This is a genomic window from Pseudomonas sp. CC11G (genome assembly GCF_056174845.1).
On sequence record NZ_JBWBZC010000027.1, the window covers coordinates 1 to 18,357 of the forward strand.

The following is an 18,357-nucleotide window of genomic DNA, read 5'->3' on the forward strand; positions in this document are numbered from 1 at the left end:
AACGAGCTGTCCGTTTCTCAAGCAAAGGAACTCATGGAAGTGCAGAAGTGCGCTTGAGCTTTCTCGCTACCAAGCGTCGCTAGCGAAGCGCCTGCGGCGTGTCGACATCCTGCAAACGCCTGGGTCATCAACCTTCACTCGCTGCACGGCCTCGGGATGCGCCTGCAGGACGGACCTGGCGCCTGTATCGCCTGTGACGAGCAGCAGCTCGGGCCAGAAACGGCGACCGAAGATCACCGGGTGCCCTGGTTGCCTATTGAATTCCGGCAAAACGATTCGATCAGCAGCCGCGGCTGCAACCAGGCGATCAATGCTTGCTGCTGTTATCCAGGGCATGTCGCCAAGAAAAATGGCCACCGCGTCCGCGTGGAGTCACGGATGAGGGTACTCATGCCACTGGCCAAACTATGCCCTAGGCCCAGCTCGGCGGATGGGCTGTAAACCACATTCACACGGTGAGTGAGGCCCAGCGCGTCAGCGGTGTCTGAGGGGCGCAGCACCAGCCAGGTATCAGGTAAACGAGCAACTACCGCGGCTACGCTGGCACTTAACAGTGTGAGCCCGGAGCTCATTGGCGCGCGCCGTTTTGTCACTACCGAACCGACGTCCGAACCCTGCTGCCAAAACCAGGCCTGCAACTGAGATCATGGATTGTTCCGTGTTGGTGGCTGGCAATTTGCAACTGGCTAACAGTGCCGAGAATAACCTTCGCCGTGGACTCCACCAGCAGATCGATGGGCAGTTCGTAGCGGTTGTATACCCAGAGCGCACCGGTCTGGATGACCGAGCCGGCCAGTGCCGTTCCAACCAGTTGCATTTCGCGCGGGTCATGGGCCGCGACTGGCACTCCGGCGCTGCTGAGCAAGTCCATCATCAGCGCCGCAAAATCAGCGACCGACTGCATGTACAAGGCATCTACCCGCGGGCTGACCCCGAGCACTTCACCATGGGTGATTCGTGCAAAGCGTGGGTTGGACATGGCCTCGAAAAAGCAGGTGAGCCCGGCCCGCGTGCGGATTTCCACGTTGGCGGTCGCGTCACTCAGCACTTCACTCAATTGCGCGCGATAGTCGCCAATCAGTTGCTCGTAGCAGGCCACCAGCAAGTCTTCCATGGTCTCGAAAGACTCATAAAAGTAGCGATTGGTCAGGCCCGATGCGGCCGTCAGGGCGCGCATGGTGGTGCCGTGAAAGCCCACGGTGCCGAACAGTTCAATGCCGACTTCGATAAAGCGCTGGCGGCGCGAGGCCGCGCGCTCGGTGACGGCGATACCTGAGTAGGTTCGCTCACTCGAACTTTCGATTGGGAAGTTGGGGTCATCGGTCATGGGCGAATCCTACAGATTGACAACGCTTGTTGCCACAATCAAAGTAGTGAGAACGAACGTTGTCACATTGAGAGTGAACCCATGACCGAAGCCCGCTCCAGCCTTGCGCCTGTCGATGTACTCATTATTGGTGCCGGTGTATCGGGTATCGGCGCGGCGTATCACTTACAGAAGCGTTGCCCGACGCTGTCGTACACGATCATCGAGGCGCGCGCTGACTTGGGTGGCACCTGGGATTTGTTCAAGTATCCCGGCATCCGTTCCGATTCCGATCTGTTTACGTTCGGCTACGACTTCAAACCGTGGGAGGGCGAGAACGCCATCGCCGACGGCCCGTCGATCAAGGCCTACATTGCCGAAACCGCCCGCGAAAACGGTATCGAGCCGAACATTCGCTTCCAACAGCGGGTGGTTGATACCAATTGGCTGAGTGCCAAACGCTGCTGGGAAGTCACTCTGCGGCAAGAAGAAACGGGTGACGAGGTGACCATCGAAGCCCGCTGGCTGTTCAACGCCGCCGGTTATTACCGCTATGACGAGGGGTTCACACCCGACTTCCCGGACCAGGCGCAGTTCCAGGGGCAGATCGTGCACCCCCAGCACTGGCCCGAAAACCTGGATTACACCGGCAAGCGCGTGGTGGTGATTGGCAGTGGCGCCACTGCGGTCACCCTGGTGCCTGCGCTAGCTGACAAAGCAGCGCACGTAACCATGCTGCAGCGCACGCCGACCTATGTGCTGGCCGTACCGACCAGAGACCCGATTGCTCGACGGATTCGCCCCTTGCTGGGGAACACCATCGCTCACTCGTTGGCGCGTCGTTTCAATATTGCCAAGCAGCGTTGGGTGTTCGCGTTCTGCCAGCGTTACCCGGCTGCTGCACGCAAGCTGATTCGCAACATGAACGCCAAGATGCTGCCTGCTGGCTATCCCGTGGACGTGCACTTCAATCCGCCTTACAACCCTTGGGAACAGCGCATGTGCGCGGTGCCCGGTGGCGATTTGTTCAAGGTGATATCCACTGGTGCGGCATCCGTCGTCACGGACCAGATCGAGCGCTTTACGGCCACCGGTATTCAGCTGCGTTCGGGGGCGCATATCGACGCTGATGTGGTGGTCACCGCCACCGGGCTGAACCTGCAGCCGTTGGGCGGCATCCTGCCGAAAATTGATGGGGTGCAGGTGCGTTTGTCCGAGCATGTCGCCTACAAGGGCATGCTGCTCAGCGGCATTCCGAATTTCGCCATCGCGATCGGTTACACCGCGTCGTCGTGGACCCTGAAGATTGGCTTGCTCTGCGAGCACTTCACTCGCCTGCTCGGCTACATGGAAGCGCATGACTATGCCGTCTGCACACCCAAGGCCGACCCAAATATGGAAACCGAGCCGCTGTTGAATTTCGGTGCCGGCTACGTGCAACGCTCCTTGTCGCAACTGCCACGGCAAGGCAAGGCGTACCCCTGGACCATGTCGTGGAACTACGTGGCGGACGTGAAAATTCTGCGCAACGGCGAGGTCGGTCACCCGGCCTTGCAGTTCCTGCCCAAAGCGGTGCAGCCATGAGCCTGGCTACCCATAACGAGCAGTTCGCCACGCTGCCGAACGGCCTGCGGCTGTGCTATGCCAGCCATGGGCGCGAGGATGCGCCTACCGTGCTGCTTATTGTCGGGCTTGGCCTGCAGTTGGTGTATTGGCCGGCGGTATTGATTGATCAGCTCGTGGCCGGGGGCTTTCGCGTTGTCTGCTTCGACAACCGCGATGCCGGGCGCTCGCCGCGTATGGCGACGCCGCACCCGAGCAAATGGCAGCAGCTCACCGGCAAGGCGCCTGCAGGTGCTTACGGCCTGGAAGACATGGCCGACGACAGCGCACAGCTGCTCGATCATCTGGGAATCGACAGTGCTCATCTGGTGGGTATGTCGATGGGCGGAATGATCGCCCAGGCCCTGTCGTATCGACACCCGCACAAGGCCAAGTCGCTGGTGTCCATTTTTTCCACGACGGGCAATCGCAAGGTTGGCCAGCCCGCTGCGTCCACGCTATGGCGCATGGCGCGAGCCAAAGCGCCGCGCACCGAAGCCGAGGCGGTAGAAAGCTTTCGGCAAACGATGCTGCACATTGGCGATGCCAAGGCAGCCGGCGCTCCCACCTTGTGGGCGCACTACGCCAGCCAGGCCTGGAAGCGCAACGGCGAACGGGCCGATGCGCGTGCGTTGTTCCGCCAAATCGGGGCCATATTGAAGTCAGGTGATCGAACCCCGCGTTTGAGCGCCATCCAGGCGCCCACCCTTATCGTGCACGGTGGGTTGGACCGCATGGTGCACCCCTCCGGCGGCGTCGCCAGTGCCCGTGCGATACCGGGCGCCAGCCATGAAGTCATTGCCGATATGCGCCATCAAATCGACGCCCCTCAGGCGAACGCCTGGCGGCGTTGATCCTCAACCACATTCGCAGCCAACCAGGACAACAAGCATGAAACTCGATAATCAAGTAGCGGTTCTGACCGGGGCGGCAAGTGGTATCGGTCGCGCCTTGGCGATGTTGTTGGCTGAGCGTGGGTGCCACTTGGCGCTGGTTGACCGCGATGATGCCGGGCTGCGCGAAACATTGGCCTTGCTGCCACAACGCGGCAAAACCTTCAGTACCCATGTGGTCGACCTGGCGGACCGGCAAGCCATCCGCGCCTTGCCAGGCGAAGTGCTCAAAACCCACAAGACCGTTCACCTGCTTATCAACAACGCCGGTGTGGCACTCGCGGTACGTTCGAGCAGGTAACGGAAGAAGACTTCGACTGGATCATGGACATCAACTTCCGCGCGGTGGTGGACAGCACCCGCGCGTTTTTGCCGATTCTGCGCGGCAACGGCGCGCCGGGCCGCATCGTCAATCTGTCGAGCCTCTTCGGGCTGGTGTCTCCGCCGGGCAGGCCGCTTACAGCGCCAGTAAATTTGCCGTGCGAGGTTTTTCCAACAGCCTGCGCCACGAGCTGGCGAGCACCGCTATCGGGGTCACCGTCGTGCACCCGGGCGGTATTGCCACGTCTATTGCCGACAACGCCAGAGCGCCAAAAGGCGCCGATGCGTTGGAAGTTGCACGGCATAAAAAAGAAATGAACAAAGTGCTGAAAATGCCCGCGACCAAGGCTGCGCAAATTATTGTGCAGGCATTGAAGGCGATAAGGCACGGGTAATTGTGGGCACCGACGCGCTGATCCTGTCGATACTCGAGCGCCTGATGCCGGTAAGTTATTGGGGCGTGGTAGAGCGGCTGATGAAGCGGTCGCAGCGCTAGCGGCTTACTTGCTCAACCGCACCCGGGTTACGCGTCGTTCGGCCACCCCAACCACAGTCAATTGCCAGCCGGCCCATTGCACACGGTCACCCATGACAGGTAGCCGATCCAGCAGGCTCATCACCAGCCCTGCGATGGTTTGGTAGTCGTCGGTTGGCGTCGCTTCAAAACCAATGCGCTCGCGCACCAGGCTCAGGTTAAGCGCGCCACTGACCAGAAACGCGCCGCCCTCGTCGACGATATCCGGCCCATCGACCTCGCTGGCGTCGGGCAGCTCGCCGGCGATGGCTTCGAGAATGTCGGTCATGGTCAAAATGCCCATAAAGTCACCAAACTCGCTGACCACAAAGGCGATATGGGTCGACTCTTTGCGCATCTGCTCCAGCGCATTGAGCAGGGTGAAATGCGCAAGCACGTTGATGGCTTGCCGCGCCAGGGTCTGCAGGTCGGGCTGGTTGCCGGCGAGCATTTCTTTGAGCAGTTCTTTCTTGTGCACAAAGCCCAACGGCTCGTCGATACGCCCTTCACGAATCAGCGGCAGGCGCGAGTACGAGGAGTGCATCAGTTTCTGGCGGATGTCTTCAGGGCTGTCGGCGACATCGAGGTACACCACCTCGGGGCGGGCGGTCATGGCCGCGCGCACCGGGCGTTCGGCCAGTTGCAGCACGCCGCTGATCATCACGCGCTCGCGGCGGTTGAAGACCGGCTCGTGGCCTTCACCCACCAGGTCGGTGATGTCTTCGCCCACTTCGTCCGCACTCAGCGCGCGGCCCCCGAGCAAGCGCATCACGGCGTGGGCGGTGCGTGCTCGCAGCGGGCGCTGGCCTTGGGCGGAGCGTTTACGGCCACGGCGGGCCAACTGGTTGAACAGCTCGATCAGAATCGAGAAACCAATGGCGGCGTACAGGTAGCCTTTGGGGATGTGAAAACCCAGACCCTCGGCGGCCAGACTGAAGCCGATCATCATCAAGAAGCCCAGGCACAGCATGATCACGGTGGGCCGCGCATTGACGAATTGGGTTAACGGTTTGCTGGCCACAATCATCAGGCCGATAGACACCACCACGGCAATCATCATCACCGCCAGGTGTTCGACCATGCCTACCGCCGTGATCACCGCGTCCAGCGAGAACACCGCATCGAGCACCACAATCTGCGCGACGATGGGCCAGAACAGCGCGTAGCCGCCACTGCTGGAACGTTCGGCCATATGGCCTTCGAGGCGCTCGTGCAGCTCCATGGTGGCTTTGAATAACAGGAACACACCACCGAACAGCATGATCAGGTCGCGGCCGGAGAACGCCTTGCCGTACACCTCGAACAGCGGTGCGGTCAGCGTCACCATCCAGGAAATACTGGCCAGCAGGCCCAGGCGCATGATCAGCGCCAACGACAACCCAATCACCCGCGCGCGGTCGCGCTGCTCGGGCGGCAGTTTGTCCGCGAGAATGGCGATAAACACCAGGTTGTCGATGCCGAGCACCAACTCCAGAACGATAAGGGTAAGCAGGCCCAGCCAGGCCGTGGGGTCAGCGATCCATTCCATGGTGGTTACGCACCCCGCTTGGCGGTGGAAGGTGAGGTAGCCCGGTGCGCGGGCAGGGCGGCGGTAGCGGTGGTGCGGCAGTAAGTCGTGCGCGGTTGCACGCGACTCGGGGGTTCCTGGAGGGTGTTCATTGAGGCCTAAACTGATTTCGGGCGGCCATGCTAGCGCTAAAAAACCGCCGGGTTTGCTGACATGTATTTCGGAATTTGTACCGGCGGGTTTTTCGGCGCGCTGATTGACACCTCGTTGCAGCAACTACTCACGCCCATAAACCACCACCGAGGCGCGTAGTTTGTTCGCGCCGAAACAGCTCATGCGCTGAAAGTCGGCATGGCTCACCGGCATGTGTTGGCAGTCGAGGGCCGAGCGGTGTTGGCTGTGGTCGATGTCCGGGTCGTGAAGGTAGACAAAGTCTTCATCGCAGTCGGTGACGATCACCCAATGCGGCGCTTTTGAGTGGGTGAGCCGGTAGCTGCTGATCAGCACCAGGGGCTGGCCGCCGTCGCTTAGTAGCTGGCGCAAGGGGCTGGCGTGCTCGCGCACCTGCTGCACGTCGCTGTCTGCCAGTTGCGCGCAGAACTCGTCGTGCACCAGGCGCATCAGTTGTTTCTTGTGTTCGCTGCGCACGCCGTTGAGAAACAGCGGCCCGCCCACATTCACCTGCAAGCACACGCGAAAACCCCGGCGCCATGCCGCCAAGGCCAACCCCTGCGGGCTACAGCCGCCGTGGCCGGCGGTCATGAACACGGTGGTGGCTTCCCGCCAGAGCTGCACTTCTTCACGGCGTTCGGCTTTACGCGGCGTTTGCAGGGCGGCCATCGCCATCAACAGGCACGCCGGGCCGCAGGTGAAGTCGGTGGTTTGCTGGTAATAGGGCACCTGGCGCTTGCCGGTCTGGCGGTAGTGCGCGATGCGCTTTTCCAGGCGCAAGGCGGTGCCGTGGTCTTCGTAGTAATCGCTGAGCACGGCAAATTGCCGGTAGCCGCTGCGCTCGTACAGGGCGATGGCAGCGTGGTTGTCGGTGCGCACTTCCAGGCGCAGGTAGGCACAGTCGTGCGCCAGTGCGTGCTCTTCGGCCCGCGCCAGCAGTTGCGCACCAAGGCCCCGGCCGCGCGTTGCCGGGCTGATGGCCAGCGAATACAAGCGCGCCAACGACGTGCCGCGGTGAAACAGCACCAAGGCATAACCCAGCAACTGGTCGCCGGCTTGCGCGACGGTAAAGCTGGCGTGGGCGCGGCTGAGCATCCACTGAAAGCTGCGGGCCGATAACCGATCGTGGGCAAAACACTGGCTTTCCAGTTCCAGTAATGCCGGCAAGTCGTCCGGGCTGGCAGGGCGAACAATGCATTCCATATAACCACCGTAAAAGTTGCGTAACGAAAGGAGACTTTTCCAAAAGCCCGTGCTTAATAGAAAAGGACTTGTTCTCCAACGGACCCAACTCCATGTCAGCGGTAAACAGTAGCGTACTTGTTCCGGCAACAACGGTATCGACCACGGCGTACTCTAAGCCCAGTTATTTGGCAGATACAACCAGAAGTTCCAGTCAGTTCATTATCATTGTTGAGCGCAAAGAAGACTGGGCCTCTTACTTGCCCTACGAAGATGTAATGACGGCGCAGGAATACCTGGAGCATTCCTGCGAAGTTGAAGGCGGCAAACGGGTGCAAGTAATCAACTTGTGCCGCAGTTATAAATACCTGGGGCACGGCTATTACTGTTCGTTATTGGCTGAGGCGCGTGGCCATCGGGTATTGCCGTCGGTGCGCACCATTAGCGAACTTACCCGCAAGGCGCTCTATGGCCTGGCACTCGATGATTTGGATAAGACCCTGGAAAAGGCGTTGAATAATCACCCCTACGGTAATACCGAGGGGTTTACGTTGAGTCTGTACTTCGGCAAGACCGACCTTGAACCCTTGCAGGATCTGGCTCGCCAGGTGTTTGAAGTGTTTCCCTGCCCGATTCTGCTGGTGGAGTTTCGCAACGCCAACGGCTGGCACATCGAGGGCATCAAGGCCGGCGCCCTGCCCAAGCTGCGCGATGACCAGGAACACCAGTTTGCCAATTCCCTCGATGCCTTCAGCCGCAAGGTCTGGCGGTTGCCGCGCTCGCGGCGCCTGGCGCGCTACGACCTGGCCATTCTGCACGATCCCGACGAAGGCCTGCCGCCGTCCAATGCCAAGGCGTTGGAGAGTTTTATCCGCGTGGGCAAAGGGCTGGGCATCGATGTGGAGCTGATCGAGAAAAAAGACTACCCGCGCCTGGCCGAGTACGACGCCCTGTTGATTCGCGAAACCACCAGTCTGGACAACCACACCTACCGCTTCGCGAAAAAAGCCGAGAGTGAAGGGCTGGTGGTGATGGACGACCCGACCTCGATTCTGCGCTGTACCAACAAGGTCTACCTCACTGACCTGCTCAAGAGCCACCAACTGGGCATGCCTGCCACCGAGATTCTCTACAAAGACCGCCCCCAGGAGCTGGAGCAGGTGGCTGCGCGCCTGGGCTTTCCGCTGGTGCTGAAAATTCCGGACGGTTGTTTTTCCCGCGGGGTGACCAAGGTCGAGAACCAGCAGGCGTTGCTGGAGGCCACGGCGCAGCTGTTCGAGCACTCGGTGCTGCTGTTGGCGCAGGAATTCTTCTACACCGAGTACGACTGGCGCATCGGCGTGCTCAACCGCAAGCCCATCTATGCCTGCCAGTACTTTATGTCCAAGGGCCACTGGCAAATCTACAACCACAAGGCCAAGGGTCAGGACATCAACGGCGAATGCCGCACCCTGGCTGTGCATGAGGCGCCCAAGGCCGTGGTGGAGCTGGCGGTGCGCACCGCCAACCTGATTGGTGATGGACTGTACGGCGTGGACCTCAAACAGGCCGGCGACAAGGTGGTGGTGATTGAGGTGAACGACAACCCCAACCTGGATGCCGGCATCGAAGACGCCTATCTGCAGGATGACCTCTACGCCTTGGTGCTGGAGGAGTTCATTCGCCGTCTGGAACTCAAACGCCGTGGTCAGGCCTGGTAGTTGCCCGAATAACGAGGACTGCGCGTGATCAATAGCTTCCAAATAGCCCGCCAGGCGCTGGTGCCGGTGTCGCACCTGAGCGCGCCGGTGCTGCTGTTCACCAACCCCGACACGGCCGAGCGCGATGTTCTGCTCTGCGATTTCAAATTGGACGAACACGCGTTGGCCTCGGCGCTGGACCCGGACGAGGTGTCACGCATCGAGTTTCACCCCGAGCACCTGTTTCTTATCTGGAAAAGCCCGGAGAACTACTGCGGCGGCGACAGCCTGTCGTTCGAGGTGTCGTCGTTTGGCTTGCTGTTCTGCGGTCAGCGCCTGGTGGTGATTTCTACCGACAGTGGGCAATTGACCGGGGTGGGCGCGCGGCAACCGTTGCACACGCCGCTGGATGTGCTGCTGGACGTGTTGTTCAACAATATTCACCACTACCTGGGGCATTTGAAAGTAATCAAGTTGGTGGCGCGTGAACTGCAACAGAAGTTCAACGCGTCCATGGAAAACCAACACCTGATTCAAATGTTCAACCTCAGTGAAAGTCTAATTTATTACATCAATGCTATTCACAGTAATGGCGCGGTATTGACCCGCTTGCGTAATCACGCTGAGCAACAGCAGTTTGGTAGCGAAGCGCTGGCGCGTATTGATGATCTTATTATCGAAAACAACCAGTGTTACAAACAGGCGGAAATTTATTCGACGGTGTTTTCCGGGCTTATCGAAGCGCGCGGCAACTTGATGAACAACAGTATGAACTCGCTGCTGCGCAAATTGACGTTGATTAACGTGGTGTTTCTGCCGTTGAACTTGATTGCCAGTATTGGCGGCATGTCGGAGTTCAGCATGATGACCCACAGCATTCCTTGGTGGTACGCCTACCCACTGTTTCTGTTGGCGATGGGATTTATGGGGGCACTGGTGGTGTTTGCGTTAAAGCGCATGACCCCAAAAGTGCTAACGGCTAACTGAGTGTTGCAACGTCAGCGTAATTTTATGGGGGGAAATAACCATGACTTCGACCGAGATAGGTCTGTTGATGGTGAGCGTAATTGTTCTATTTGGTGTGGTGAATTTTTACTGGGATCGCGTCAAGCAATCGCGCCACAAACGCGAGTGACCGCAGTTGCCGGGCCGCCGAAACGACCCGGCCGGCGGCTACATTTCCACCTGCGTACCCAACTCGATCACCCGGTTCAGGGGCAGCTTGAAGTACTTGAGGTTGCTGTTAGCGTTCTTCAGCAAAAATGCAAAAAGGTGTTCGCGCCAGCGCGCCATGCCGATGCGCTTGGTCGGGATTACCGTTTCACGGCTGAGGAAGTAGGTGGTGCGCATCTGCGTAAAGGCCAGGCCATCGAACTGGCAGAGGCTCAGGGCGCCGGGCACATCGGGTTCTTCCATAAAGCCGAAATGCAGACTCACGCGGAAAAACCCTTCGCCATACGGCTCCACGTCCAGGCGCCGGCTGGCCGGCACCCGTGGGCTGTCTTCGAACACCACGGTCAGCAGCACCACCTGCTCATGCAGCACCTGGTTGTGCAGCAAGTTATGCAGCAGCGCATGTGGCACGGCGTCGGCCCGGGCGGTAAGAAACACGGCCGTGCCTTGCACCCGGTGCGGCGGTTGCGCGGCAATGCTGCTGATAAACAGCGGCAGCGGCAGTGCGGTTTCGTCCAGGCGCTCGACGATGATTTTTCGTCCGCGTTTCCAGGTGGTCATCAACACAAACAACCCGATGCCGGCGATCACCGGAAATGCGCCGCCTTGCAAAATTTTTGGCGCGTTGGCGGCGAAATACAGGCTGTCTACCAACAGAAAGCCCAGCAGCAACGGAATCGCCAACCAGCGTGGGGTTTTCCACGTCAACAGTACGACGGCAGCGGCGAGGAGGGTGGTAATCAGCATGGTGCCCGTCACCGCCACGCCATAGGCAGCGGCCAAGGCGCTGGACGATTCAAAGCCGATCACCAACAGCACCACGCCGACCATCAGTGCCCAGTTCACTGTACCGATGTAGATCTGGCCTTGTTCATGGCTGGAGGTGTGCTGGATAAACATGCGCGGCACATAACCGAGTTGAATCGCCTGGCGCGTCAGGGAGAAGGCACCGGAAATCACCGCCTGCGACGCAATAATGGTGGCCAGAGTGGAGAGGGCGACCATGGGCAGCAGCGCCCAGCTTGGTGCCAACAGGTAGAACGGATTTCGCACCGCTTCAGGGTTCTGCAAAATCAGCGCGCCCTGGCCAAAGTAGTTCAGCACCAGCCCCGGCAACACCAATACAAACCAGGCACGGGCGATGGGCTGGCGGCCAAAGTGACCCATGTCGGCGTACAGCGCTTCGGCGCCGGTGAGGGCCAGCACCACGGCGCCCAGAATGGCCACGCCCATGCCCGGATGCACCAGAAAAAACTGCACGGCCCACCATGGGTTGAGCGCCTGCAACACTTCCGGGCGTTGCACGATGCCGTACACCCCGAGCGCGCCCAACACCACAAACCACAGCACCATGACCGGGCCAAACAGAATGCCGATGCGCGCGGTGCCATGTTTCTGAATCAGAAACAGCCCCACCAGCACGATCACCGACAACGGCACCACCCATTTTTCAATGCCATCGAACGCTAGCTGCAGCCCCTCGACCGCCGAGAGTACGGAAATGGCCGGGGTGATCATGCTGTCGCCGTAAAACAGCGCGGCACCAAACAGCCCAAGCAGGACCAGCACCTTGCTCAAGTGCGGATACGCGGCGGCGGCACGTCGGGCCAGGGCGGTCAACGCCATGATGCCGCCTTCACCCTGGTTGTTGGCGCGCAGAATAAACAGCACGTACTTGACCGACACCACCCAGATGAGTGACCAGAAAATCAGCGACAGAATGCCCAGCACCCCGTCATGGCTGACCTGTACGCCGTAGTGGCCGGAGAACACTTCTTTCAAGGTGTACAGCGGGCTGGTGCCGATGTCGCCGTACACCACGCCAATAGCCGCTATCAGCAAGCCGGCGGCTGAGGTTTTCACGTGTTGTGTTGGCTGGGCCAAGGCTGCTGTTTCAGTCAAAAGTGCACGCTCACGCTAGGTCAAAGAGAAGCCCGTCGTGCCGGCAAGCAGCCTTTAGCTGGCTGGCTCCAGGGGCAAACGGCGAGCAAAAAAACGTCGCCAGTATCATCTCGGCCGGCAGGAGCGCTCGTAAAGAAAGCGTAAAAATTCTGGAAGTTCTTGGGATGCACGCAAGTGGAACTGTGCGTTGGCTAGAGCGTTCGCGATCAGCCTACGGCGAGCTTTTAGAGTAGGGAAGATGCGCACGAGGCATTAGTTCGGCGAACGCGTTGGTGCGCCAAATACACCCTGCGCAAAAGCGGTTTCGTGCTTTGGCCGAAGGGAAAAGGGGATAAATCTATTTTCACTCCTTTGAATTCAGGTCCGTCAGAAAATGTAGAGCAGCAAAAATCAATCCGTCCTTTTTTCAGTCCCTTTTGCTCACTTTTTTAATACTTGAGTCCGGCCCCTGCCACTGGGGAAAAACAGACACTGATTGCGGTTGAGTCATTCCTTGCGACGATACCTTGAAGATTCAAAAACGATTGGTCGCTCTCATTGGTTTTTGTTCCATTTCCCTATTCCAACGCCGTGCGCCTCGCCGAGGTTGGAGTGTGTCGCTCAAGGATATCCACCCACAATAAATCTAATTAAATGGATGCATGGAATGAACAATAATTTAACCACCAAGGCTCTTGCCGGAGCCTGCGTGTTGGTAGCGTTTGTCGCCAACACGGGCGCCGCAACTGCGGCAGTGGAAAAGAAAAAAGAGACGGTTCCCGACTTCGGACCGAATGTGACTATCTTCAAGCCATCCACACCGCTTGCGCAGATAAACCAGACGTTGCAGCGCTTCTCCGAAGAACCCGAATTCAGCACCAATCGCCATGCCGTGTTCTTTATGCCGGGTACGTATGGCAGCGAAGCTGGCAAAGACGATCCCGCTACGGCAACAGGCATCGTCAACGCTGAGGTGGGCTATTACACCGCCATCTATGGCCTTGGGCGCTCACCAGAAGACGTTCGAATCAATGGGGCGCTCCACGTTGAGCCTGTTCAATACAACCCCTCCGGTAACCCCCAGGACGATAACCTCGAGTCCAACTCGCTTACCCAGTTCTGGCGCTCGATGACCAACCTCACCATCAATCCCATCCAGCGGCCGGTTGGCAAAGACGCTGAACGGGCTTACCCAGAAGGAGTGGCACCGCCTTATACCCTGCGTTGGGCGGTGTCGCAGGCAGCACCGCTACGGCGGGTCAATGTGCTCGGTGATCTGCAACTCACCGGGCAATACGGCGCTTATGCCTTTGGCACCTATATCGCCAACAGTCGAGTGCAAGGGTCTGTAATCAGCGGCGATGGCAAGGTGCAGAAAGCTCAAGCCCATTGGTATACGCGAAACAGCTCGATCGGCTATTGGGACGGGCGCGCGGTTAACTATATGTTTTCTGGAGTAGATGGCGCGCCGGTCACTGACTTTGACCCGGGCAGCATTACCAGCCTGCCCACAACGCCGACCTCTCGTGAGGCGCCATTTATTTACGTCAATGAAAAAAACAACTTCTACGTGTATGTGCCGCACGCGAAAACCCATAGCTCGGGGTTTGACTGGTCAACGTCTTCGCGGGACGGCCGCCAACTTTCCATTCAAACTTTTTACATCGCCAAGCCCGGTGATTCGGCGCCAGCCATTAACCGGCAGTTGCGCGAGGGCAAAAATATTATTCTGACACCGGGGATTTACATGCTTAGTGAGGCATTAAAAGTCTCCCGCCCGGACACGGTAATACTTGGCCTTGGTTACCCCTCGCTGGTAGCCGCTAATGGAACGGCTGCCATTGAGGTGGCCAGTATCACCGGCGTTATGCTTTCCGGTTTGCTAGTTGAGGCAGGCCCAACCCCCTCAAAAGTGCTTCTGAAAATAGGTGAAAAGGGCAGCTACGCGGGCGAGCCCCATGACCCCACCACGGTGAGCGATGTGTTTGTACGGGTGGGCGGCCCGCTGCTGGGCCAAGCCAAAACCAGCATCGAGGTGAACAACAACAACGTGATTCTGGACCACACGTGGTTATGGCGTGCCGACCATGGTACCGGTGCAGGGTGGGACTCCAATAAGGCCGACCATGGCTTGGTGGTAAACGGTGACGACGTCAACGCGCTCGGGCTCTTTGTTGAGCACTACCAAAAAAATCAGGTTATCTGGAATGGCGAGCGGGGCAGGACGCTCTTTTATCAAAGCGAAATGCCCTATGACCCACCCAGCCAAGCGGCGTGGAAAAATGGCGCTAAGGACGGCTTTGCATCCTATGTAGTGGGGAAGAATGTTAAGTCCCACGACGCTGCCGGGTTGGCGATCTATTCGCTGTTTGTGATGGGGCAGAATGTGCATGCCTCCAGCGCCGTTGAGGCGCCAGCTACTCGCGGCGTACGACTTAGGTCCATTAGCAGTTCCGTTATCGCCGGGGATGGCGGCATTTGGCATGTGGTCAATGACCAGGGGCCGTCTGCGCTGGCGAACCAGCCAAACTCAGAGGTGTATCGCATGACCTCGGTGATTCGCCTACGTGAGTTCCCGTTATCCGGTCCGCGCCAAAAGGACTGAATACTGAACGCTTGAGTAAAGGCTTTTGGCTGTGGCTGATGCTCCAGCCAAAAGCGACTTGCAAATCTCTCGACGCAGCGCCAACACCTTGCGTACCGCCAGGCCACCCAAGAAACGGCTGCATACTCAGGCCGTTGGGAACGCCATAAGGCTTTGATGATCCAGACATTACGTAACCGTCCTGGCAACAAACCTTCCTGACATTGGTGGCCAACTCATTGGTGGCCAAGTCTGTACGTCCGCAGCCAATGGCAGCTTTTCAGGACGGCTTTTATCCTTCAGATTTACCGTCTTCTTTTCTCCGCCTGGAACATCTCGAATGCACCTGCCTACCCTGACCTCCACGCGCCTGCGCCTGATGCCGCTGCGCACCGAGCATGCCGCACGCCTGGCTGAATTGGGTGACGATCCGCTGGTAGCCGCCTACACGGCCGGCATGCCGTCGCCCTATACGTTGGCCGCCGCACTCGACTTTATCGAGCGCTCGGCACTGGCCGCTGAGCGCGACGAGAACGGCGTGTTCGGTATTTTTTTGCCCACGCAGGAGCTGATCGGAGTCATCAATTTGCGGCCGTTACCGCGCCATCGCAGTGGGCATCTCGGCTACTGGATGGGAGCGCCGTATCGCAACCAGGGCTACGCCACTGAAGCCGTGCGGCTGGTTATCGAGTTCGCCTTCGAGACCCTGAGTCTGCACCGCGTACATACCGCATGCATGGCCGTTAACGGGGCATCAGCGCGGGTGTTGGAAAAGGCTGGGTTGCGGCAAGAAGGGGTGAGCAAGCAGGCGTTTTTCAAGCAGGGGGAGTTTCATGACCTGTTGCAGTTCGGGGTCGTCAGTGAGGACTGGCGTCGCACGTAAACGGCGTGCCCCATTGCGCTTTTAGTCACTGCTTTGAGCCTTTCCGATACTCGCTCGGTGACTGCCCATGCCAGCGCCGAAACGCCCGCGCGAAGGCGGTCGAGTCTGCGTAGCCAAGCTGAAACGCCACATCCTCCTGCTTCATCTCGGTGTTTTCCAACAGCTGCCCCGCGAGTTGTTTACGCTCCGCCTCGACGAGCGTGCGCAGGCTGGTGCCTTCCTCTGTCAGCCGGCGGTGCAGGCTGCGCGGCGCCATCGCCAGCTGGCTCGCAACGTCTTCGAGAGAGGCCGCCAAACCCGTTGTCCCCAGGAGCAGTTGTCGAACCTGGCCGGTAATGCCGCCGACCTGCCGTCTCTCCAGTTGCGTGCGGCACTGCTCTTCCAGCAGGCGCACCAGATGCGCGTCGTACATCGGCATCGGCACGTCCACATCCTGGCGCCGCAGCACGATGGCGTTGCGCGAACAACCATAGCGGGGCGCGATGCCGCCGAGTGCTTCGATGTGGTCCGCGTGGGCCGCCGGCTTGCCCTGGAATTCGAGCCGCAGCACCTGCAAGCCGGATAGCGTCAGCTCGTCGAACAGGCGCATGGCGGTGGCTGTGTCGCGCTCCAGCAGAAACTGCTGCAGGTGAGGCGGGATCGCCGAGGCGTCCAGGCTGGTGCCGTATTCGTGCTGATCGCAGACTATTTCCAATCGGCAATACGCCGTGCTCAGCGGCAGGTAACGCAGCGCATACTGGATGGCCTCGCGCAGCGTACGACTGGTGCGCAGCGCAAACCCCCAAATGCCGAACGTCGCCACGTTGTAGCGCAGGCCCAGTTCGAAGCCGAGCGCGGGCACGTCCGGCAAGGCGAGCATCAGGTTTTCGATCAGGCGCATTTCCTGCTCGCGTGCGATCAGAGCGTCCGCGTCGCGCAACTGCGCTTCGCTGATGCCAGTGCCTAGCAGGCAGGTTTGTGCAGTGACGCCGTAACGCGCGGCGAAGTTCACCATCACCTGGCTGATGGCGATGGGGTGCTGAAAGCGCGCGTGTGTGGGTATGCCCATGGCGGATCTTCTGAAACAGCTGAGCGATACGACCTGGCCAGAAATGCATGGTGAAAGGCCGCCCTTATCCTTCTAAAGGTACACGAGTACCCGATAGGGTTGCGCCACCAACAATAAGAACGTCCGGGAGGACGACCATGGATGCGGATCTCACAGCGTTGAACAAACAAGCCATCGCCACGGCGCGCGAATACACCACGGAACTCGCCTGGCCAACATTGGCACTGGTGCTCCTGGTGTGGGCAGCGCTTATCGGCAACTTTTACCTGTTCGCCACAGGCCAGTTGTCGCTGGCAACGGCCACCCTGATTTATGCCGTCGTCACCTACATGTCGTACACACCCCTGCATGAGGCCGTGCACGGCAACGTTCATGGTCGTCATGAGCGACTGCAGTGGCTCAATGATCTGTGTGGGTATCTGGTCGCACCGTTGATCATGGTGCCGTTCTCTACGCACAAGGTTGAGCATTTCACACACCATCGCTTCACCAACCAGCCGGACAAGGATCCGGACTATGTCGTAAAGGGCATGAGCGGTGGCTTGCTCGCCTTTCTGGTGTGCGGACTTCGTTTTCTATGGCTTCAGAACACCTTCCTGTTCCGCGAATTTTGGCCGACCGCTGCGCGGCGAGTGAAGGTGGCTTACGTAGTGGAAGTGTTGATCGCGATCGGCTGGCGTGTCGCGTTCGTTACGCTGATTGCGCGAGAACATGCTTGGGTATTGTTGATGGTTGGCTACCTGGTCGGTGCATTCTTCGTCGTGTACTGGTTCGCGTATCGCCCCCATCTGCCATACAACGACGCTGCGCGTTACCGCACCACCAACAGCCTGATCATGCCGCGGTGGATGAAACCGTTGGAGTGGTTCTGGCTGGGCCAGAACCTGCACTCCGTGCACCACCTGTTTCCGCGCGTGCCGTTTTACCGCTACCACGCATTACACCATCGGATTGAGCCGATCATGCGCGCTCACGGTACGCCCATGATCGGCATTTTCAGCCGACGCAACGTTGAATCCGCGCGGCGGTCCGGCGATTCAAAATGACGTGGCCGCCCAGCCTCACCACCAACCGTTATCGACTTCCACGGTCTTTTATAGAAGTCGATATTGGCGCGCAGCCCGTAAACCGCGGCGAGGCCAAAGTGCAGGGAGCGGGCCAGCGTGCCAAAGCCAAAGTACTCAAGCAGCAGCCCAACGATCACAATCGCGACCGCACCCAGCGCGAAGTAAACCAGGCCGCGTTTCCACATGCCTTTGGCGAGGTAGTAAAAGGGGCCGAAGAGAAACGCCAGCACGTTCAGGCCCATGGCTTTGCGTCTTTCGGTTTTGGGCAACTGTTTGAAGTGGGGCAGTTTGGGGCCGCCGGCATGGGCGATGGCGAGAAAACGTTCTTTCCACTTCGCCGATACGTCCAGCGCGTTGATGCGCTCATCGGAAGGGGGCAGGTCGGCTGCGCTGGAGGCAGGCGGGGCATAGGGGTTTGGCGATTCCATGGAACGTCCTTGTGTCGGAGGAGGCGAGTGCCTGCGCGCAGTATGCTGGGGCAGCTCGGGTCACGACAACACGCGCGCCTCATCGATCTGCAGAGAAAAATGATCAGCCTGGCCGGCC

General features: G+C 59.3%; 14 protein-coding genes and 1 pseudogene. 8 read left to right on the top strand and 7 right to left on the bottom strand.

Going from position 1 to position 18,357, the window contains the following annotated elements:
- Positions 1–66: 66 nt before the first annotated feature.
- Together AC0V2S_RS23640 and AC0V2S_RS23645 are read right to left on the bottom strand one after the other, a co-directional pair.
- Complete coding sequence (locus AC0V2S_RS23640) at positions 67–336, bottom strand: nucleotidyltransferase family protein (protein ID WP_475511898.1); 270 nt, start codon at positions 334–336, stop codon at positions 67–69.
- A gap of 256 nt (positions 337–592) precedes the next feature.
- Positions 593–1,327: a TetR/AcrR family transcriptional regulator gene (locus tag AC0V2S_RS23645; RefSeq protein WP_475511846.1), complete on the bottom strand. Its 735-nt coding sequence runs from the start codon at positions 1,325–1,327 to the stop codon at positions 593–595.
- Positions 1,328–1,408: 81 nt separating this feature from the next.
- Here AC0V2S_RS23645 and AC0V2S_RS23650 point away from each other — a divergent pair, with 81 nt between their 5' ends.
- The 3 genes and pseudogenes from AC0V2S_RS23650 to AC0V2S_RS23660 all read left to right on the top strand — a co-directional run.
- A complete protein-coding gene (locus AC0V2S_RS23650; RefSeq protein WP_475511847.1) occupies positions 1,409–2,890 on the top strand; it encodes a flavin-containing monooxygenase in 1,482 nt (493 codons plus the stop codon).
- Entirely contained in the window at positions 2,887–3,762 is an 876-nt protein-coding gene (locus AC0V2S_RS23655) for an alpha/beta fold hydrolase (protein ID WP_475511848.1), read from the top strand. The genes AC0V2S_RS23650 and AC0V2S_RS23655 overlap by 4 nt, the downstream gene beginning before the upstream one ends.
- Positions 3,763–3,826: 64 nt before the next feature.
- Positions 3,827–4,517, top strand: a pseudogene (locus AC0V2S_RS23660) (SDR family NAD(P)-dependent oxidoreductase); the annotation flags it as partial.
- 105 nt (positions 4,518–4,622) lie between these two features.
- On the opposite strand, the gene AC0V2S_RS23665 reads toward AC0V2S_RS23660, so the two are convergent.
- On the bottom strand, positions 4,623–6,164 hold the full coding sequence (locus AC0V2S_RS23665; RefSeq protein WP_475511849.1) for a TerC family protein: 1,542 nt from the start codon (positions 6,162–6,164) through the stop codon (positions 4,623–4,625).
- Positions 6,165–6,419: 255 nt separating this feature from the next.
- Positions 6,420–7,517: a ribosomal protein S18-alanine N-acetyltransferase gene (gene rimI, locus AC0V2S_RS23670; protein ID WP_475511850.1), complete on the bottom strand. Its 1,098-nt coding sequence runs from the start codon at positions 7,515–7,517 to the stop codon at positions 6,420–6,422.
- 92 nt (positions 7,518–7,609) lie between these two features.
- Between rimI and AC0V2S_RS23675 the strand changes: the two genes are divergently transcribed.
- A complete protein-coding gene (locus AC0V2S_RS23675) occupies positions 7,610–9,196 on the top strand; it encodes a RimK family protein (RefSeq protein ID WP_475511851.1) in 1,587 nt (528 codons plus the stop codon).
- A gap of 24 nt (positions 9,197–9,220) precedes the next feature.
- Positions 9,221–10,162 carry a magnesium transporter CorA family protein gene (locus tag AC0V2S_RS23680; protein WP_475511852.1) on the top strand — a complete coding sequence of 314 codons (942 nt, stop codon included), beginning with the start codon at positions 9,221–9,223 and terminating at the stop codon, positions 10,160–10,162.
- A 186-nt stretch (positions 10,163–10,348) separates the two neighbouring features.
- Here AC0V2S_RS23680 and AC0V2S_RS23685 read toward each other — a convergent pair whose 3' ends face one another.
- Positions 10,349–12,250, bottom strand: coding sequence for a potassium transporter Kup (locus tag AC0V2S_RS23685; protein ID WP_475511853.1), 1,902 nt, complete (start codon positions 12,248–12,250; stop codon positions 10,349–10,351).
- A 646-nt stretch (positions 12,251–12,896) separates the two neighbouring features.
- Between AC0V2S_RS23685 and AC0V2S_RS23690 the strand changes: the two genes are divergently transcribed.
- Both AC0V2S_RS23690 and AC0V2S_RS23695 read left to right on the top strand, forming a co-directional pair.
- Positions 12,897–14,834, top strand: coding sequence for a hypothetical protein (locus tag AC0V2S_RS23690; protein WP_475511854.1), 1,938 nt, complete (start codon positions 12,897–12,899; stop codon positions 14,832–14,834).
- Positions 14,835–15,153: 319 nt separating this feature from the next.
- On the top strand, positions 15,154–15,696 hold the full coding sequence (locus AC0V2S_RS23695; protein WP_475511855.1) for a GNAT family N-acetyltransferase: 543 nt from the start codon (positions 15,154–15,156) through the stop codon (positions 15,694–15,696).
- Between the two features lie 25 nt (positions 15,697–15,721).
- Here AC0V2S_RS23695 and AC0V2S_RS23700 read toward each other — a convergent pair whose 3' ends face one another.
- Positions 15,722–16,744: an AraC family transcriptional regulator gene (locus tag AC0V2S_RS23700; protein WP_475511856.1), complete on the bottom strand. Its 1,023-nt coding sequence runs from the start codon at positions 16,742–16,744 to the stop codon at positions 15,722–15,724.
- A gap of 137 nt (positions 16,745–16,881) precedes the next feature.
- On the opposite strand from AC0V2S_RS23700, the gene AC0V2S_RS23705 reads away from it, so the two are divergent.
- Positions 16,882–17,790, top strand: coding sequence for a fatty acid desaturase family protein (locus tag AC0V2S_RS23705; RefSeq protein ID WP_475511857.1), 909 nt, complete (start codon positions 16,882–16,884; stop codon positions 17,788–17,790).
- Here AC0V2S_RS23705 and AC0V2S_RS23710 read toward each other — a convergent pair.
- Positions 17,715–18,239 carry a DUF2628 domain-containing protein gene (locus tag AC0V2S_RS23710; RefSeq protein WP_475511858.1) on the bottom strand — a complete coding sequence of 175 codons (525 nt, stop codon included), beginning with the start codon at positions 18,237–18,239 and terminating at the stop codon, positions 17,715–17,717. The two genes, AC0V2S_RS23705 and AC0V2S_RS23710, sit on opposite strands and share 76 nt — an antisense overlap.
- Between the last annotated feature and the right edge of the window lie 118 nt (positions 18,240–18,357).

What these genes read in the sequence shown, in the direction of transcription:
- AC0V2S_RS23645 (WP_475511846.1), bottom strand. Translation starts at nt 1,327, where the DNA reads ATGACCGATGACCCCAACTTCCCAATCGAAAGTTCGAGTGAGCGAACC.
- AC0V2S_RS23640 (WP_475511898.1), bottom strand. Translation starts at nt 336, where the DNA reads ATGCCCTGGATAACAGCAGCAAGCATTGATCGCCTGGTTGCAGCCGCG.
- AC0V2S_RS23700 (WP_475511856.1), bottom strand. Translation starts at nt 16,744, where the DNA reads ATGGGCATACCCACACACGCGCGCTTTCAGCACCCCATCGCCATCAGC.
- AC0V2S_RS23695 (WP_475511855.1), top strand. Translation starts at nt 15,154, where the DNA reads ATGCACCTGCCTACCCTGACCTCCACGCGCCTGCGCCTGATGCCGCTG.
- AC0V2S_RS23705 (WP_475511857.1), top strand. Translation starts at nt 16,882, where the DNA reads ATGGATGCGGATCTCACAGCGTTGAACAAACAAGCCATCGCCACGGCG.
- AC0V2S_RS23690 (WP_475511854.1), top strand. Translation starts at nt 12,897, where the DNA reads ATGAACAATAATTTAACCACCAAGGCTCTTGCCGGAGCCTGCGTGTTG.
- rimI (WP_475511850.1), bottom strand. Translation starts at nt 7,517, where the DNA reads ATGGAATGCATTGTTCGCCCTGCCAGCCCGGACGACTTGCCGGCATTA.
- AC0V2S_RS23675 (WP_475511851.1), top strand. Translation starts at nt 7,610, where the DNA reads ATGTCAGCGGTAAACAGTAGCGTACTTGTTCCGGCAACAACGGTATCG.
- AC0V2S_RS23665 (WP_475511849.1), bottom strand. Translation starts at nt 6,164, where the DNA reads ATGGAATGGATCGCTGACCCCACGGCCTGGCTGGGCCTGCTTACCCTT.
- AC0V2S_RS23650 (WP_475511847.1), top strand. Translation starts at nt 1,409, where the DNA reads ATGACCGAAGCCCGCTCCAGCCTTGCGCCTGTCGATGTACTCATTATT.
- AC0V2S_RS23710 (WP_475511858.1), bottom strand. Translation starts at nt 18,239, where the DNA reads ATGGAATCGCCAAACCCCTATGCCCCGCCTGCCTCCAGCGCAGCCGAC.
- AC0V2S_RS23655 (WP_475511848.1), top strand. Translation starts at nt 2,887, where the DNA reads ATGAGCCTGGCTACCCATAACGAGCAGTTCGCCACGCTGCCGAACGGC.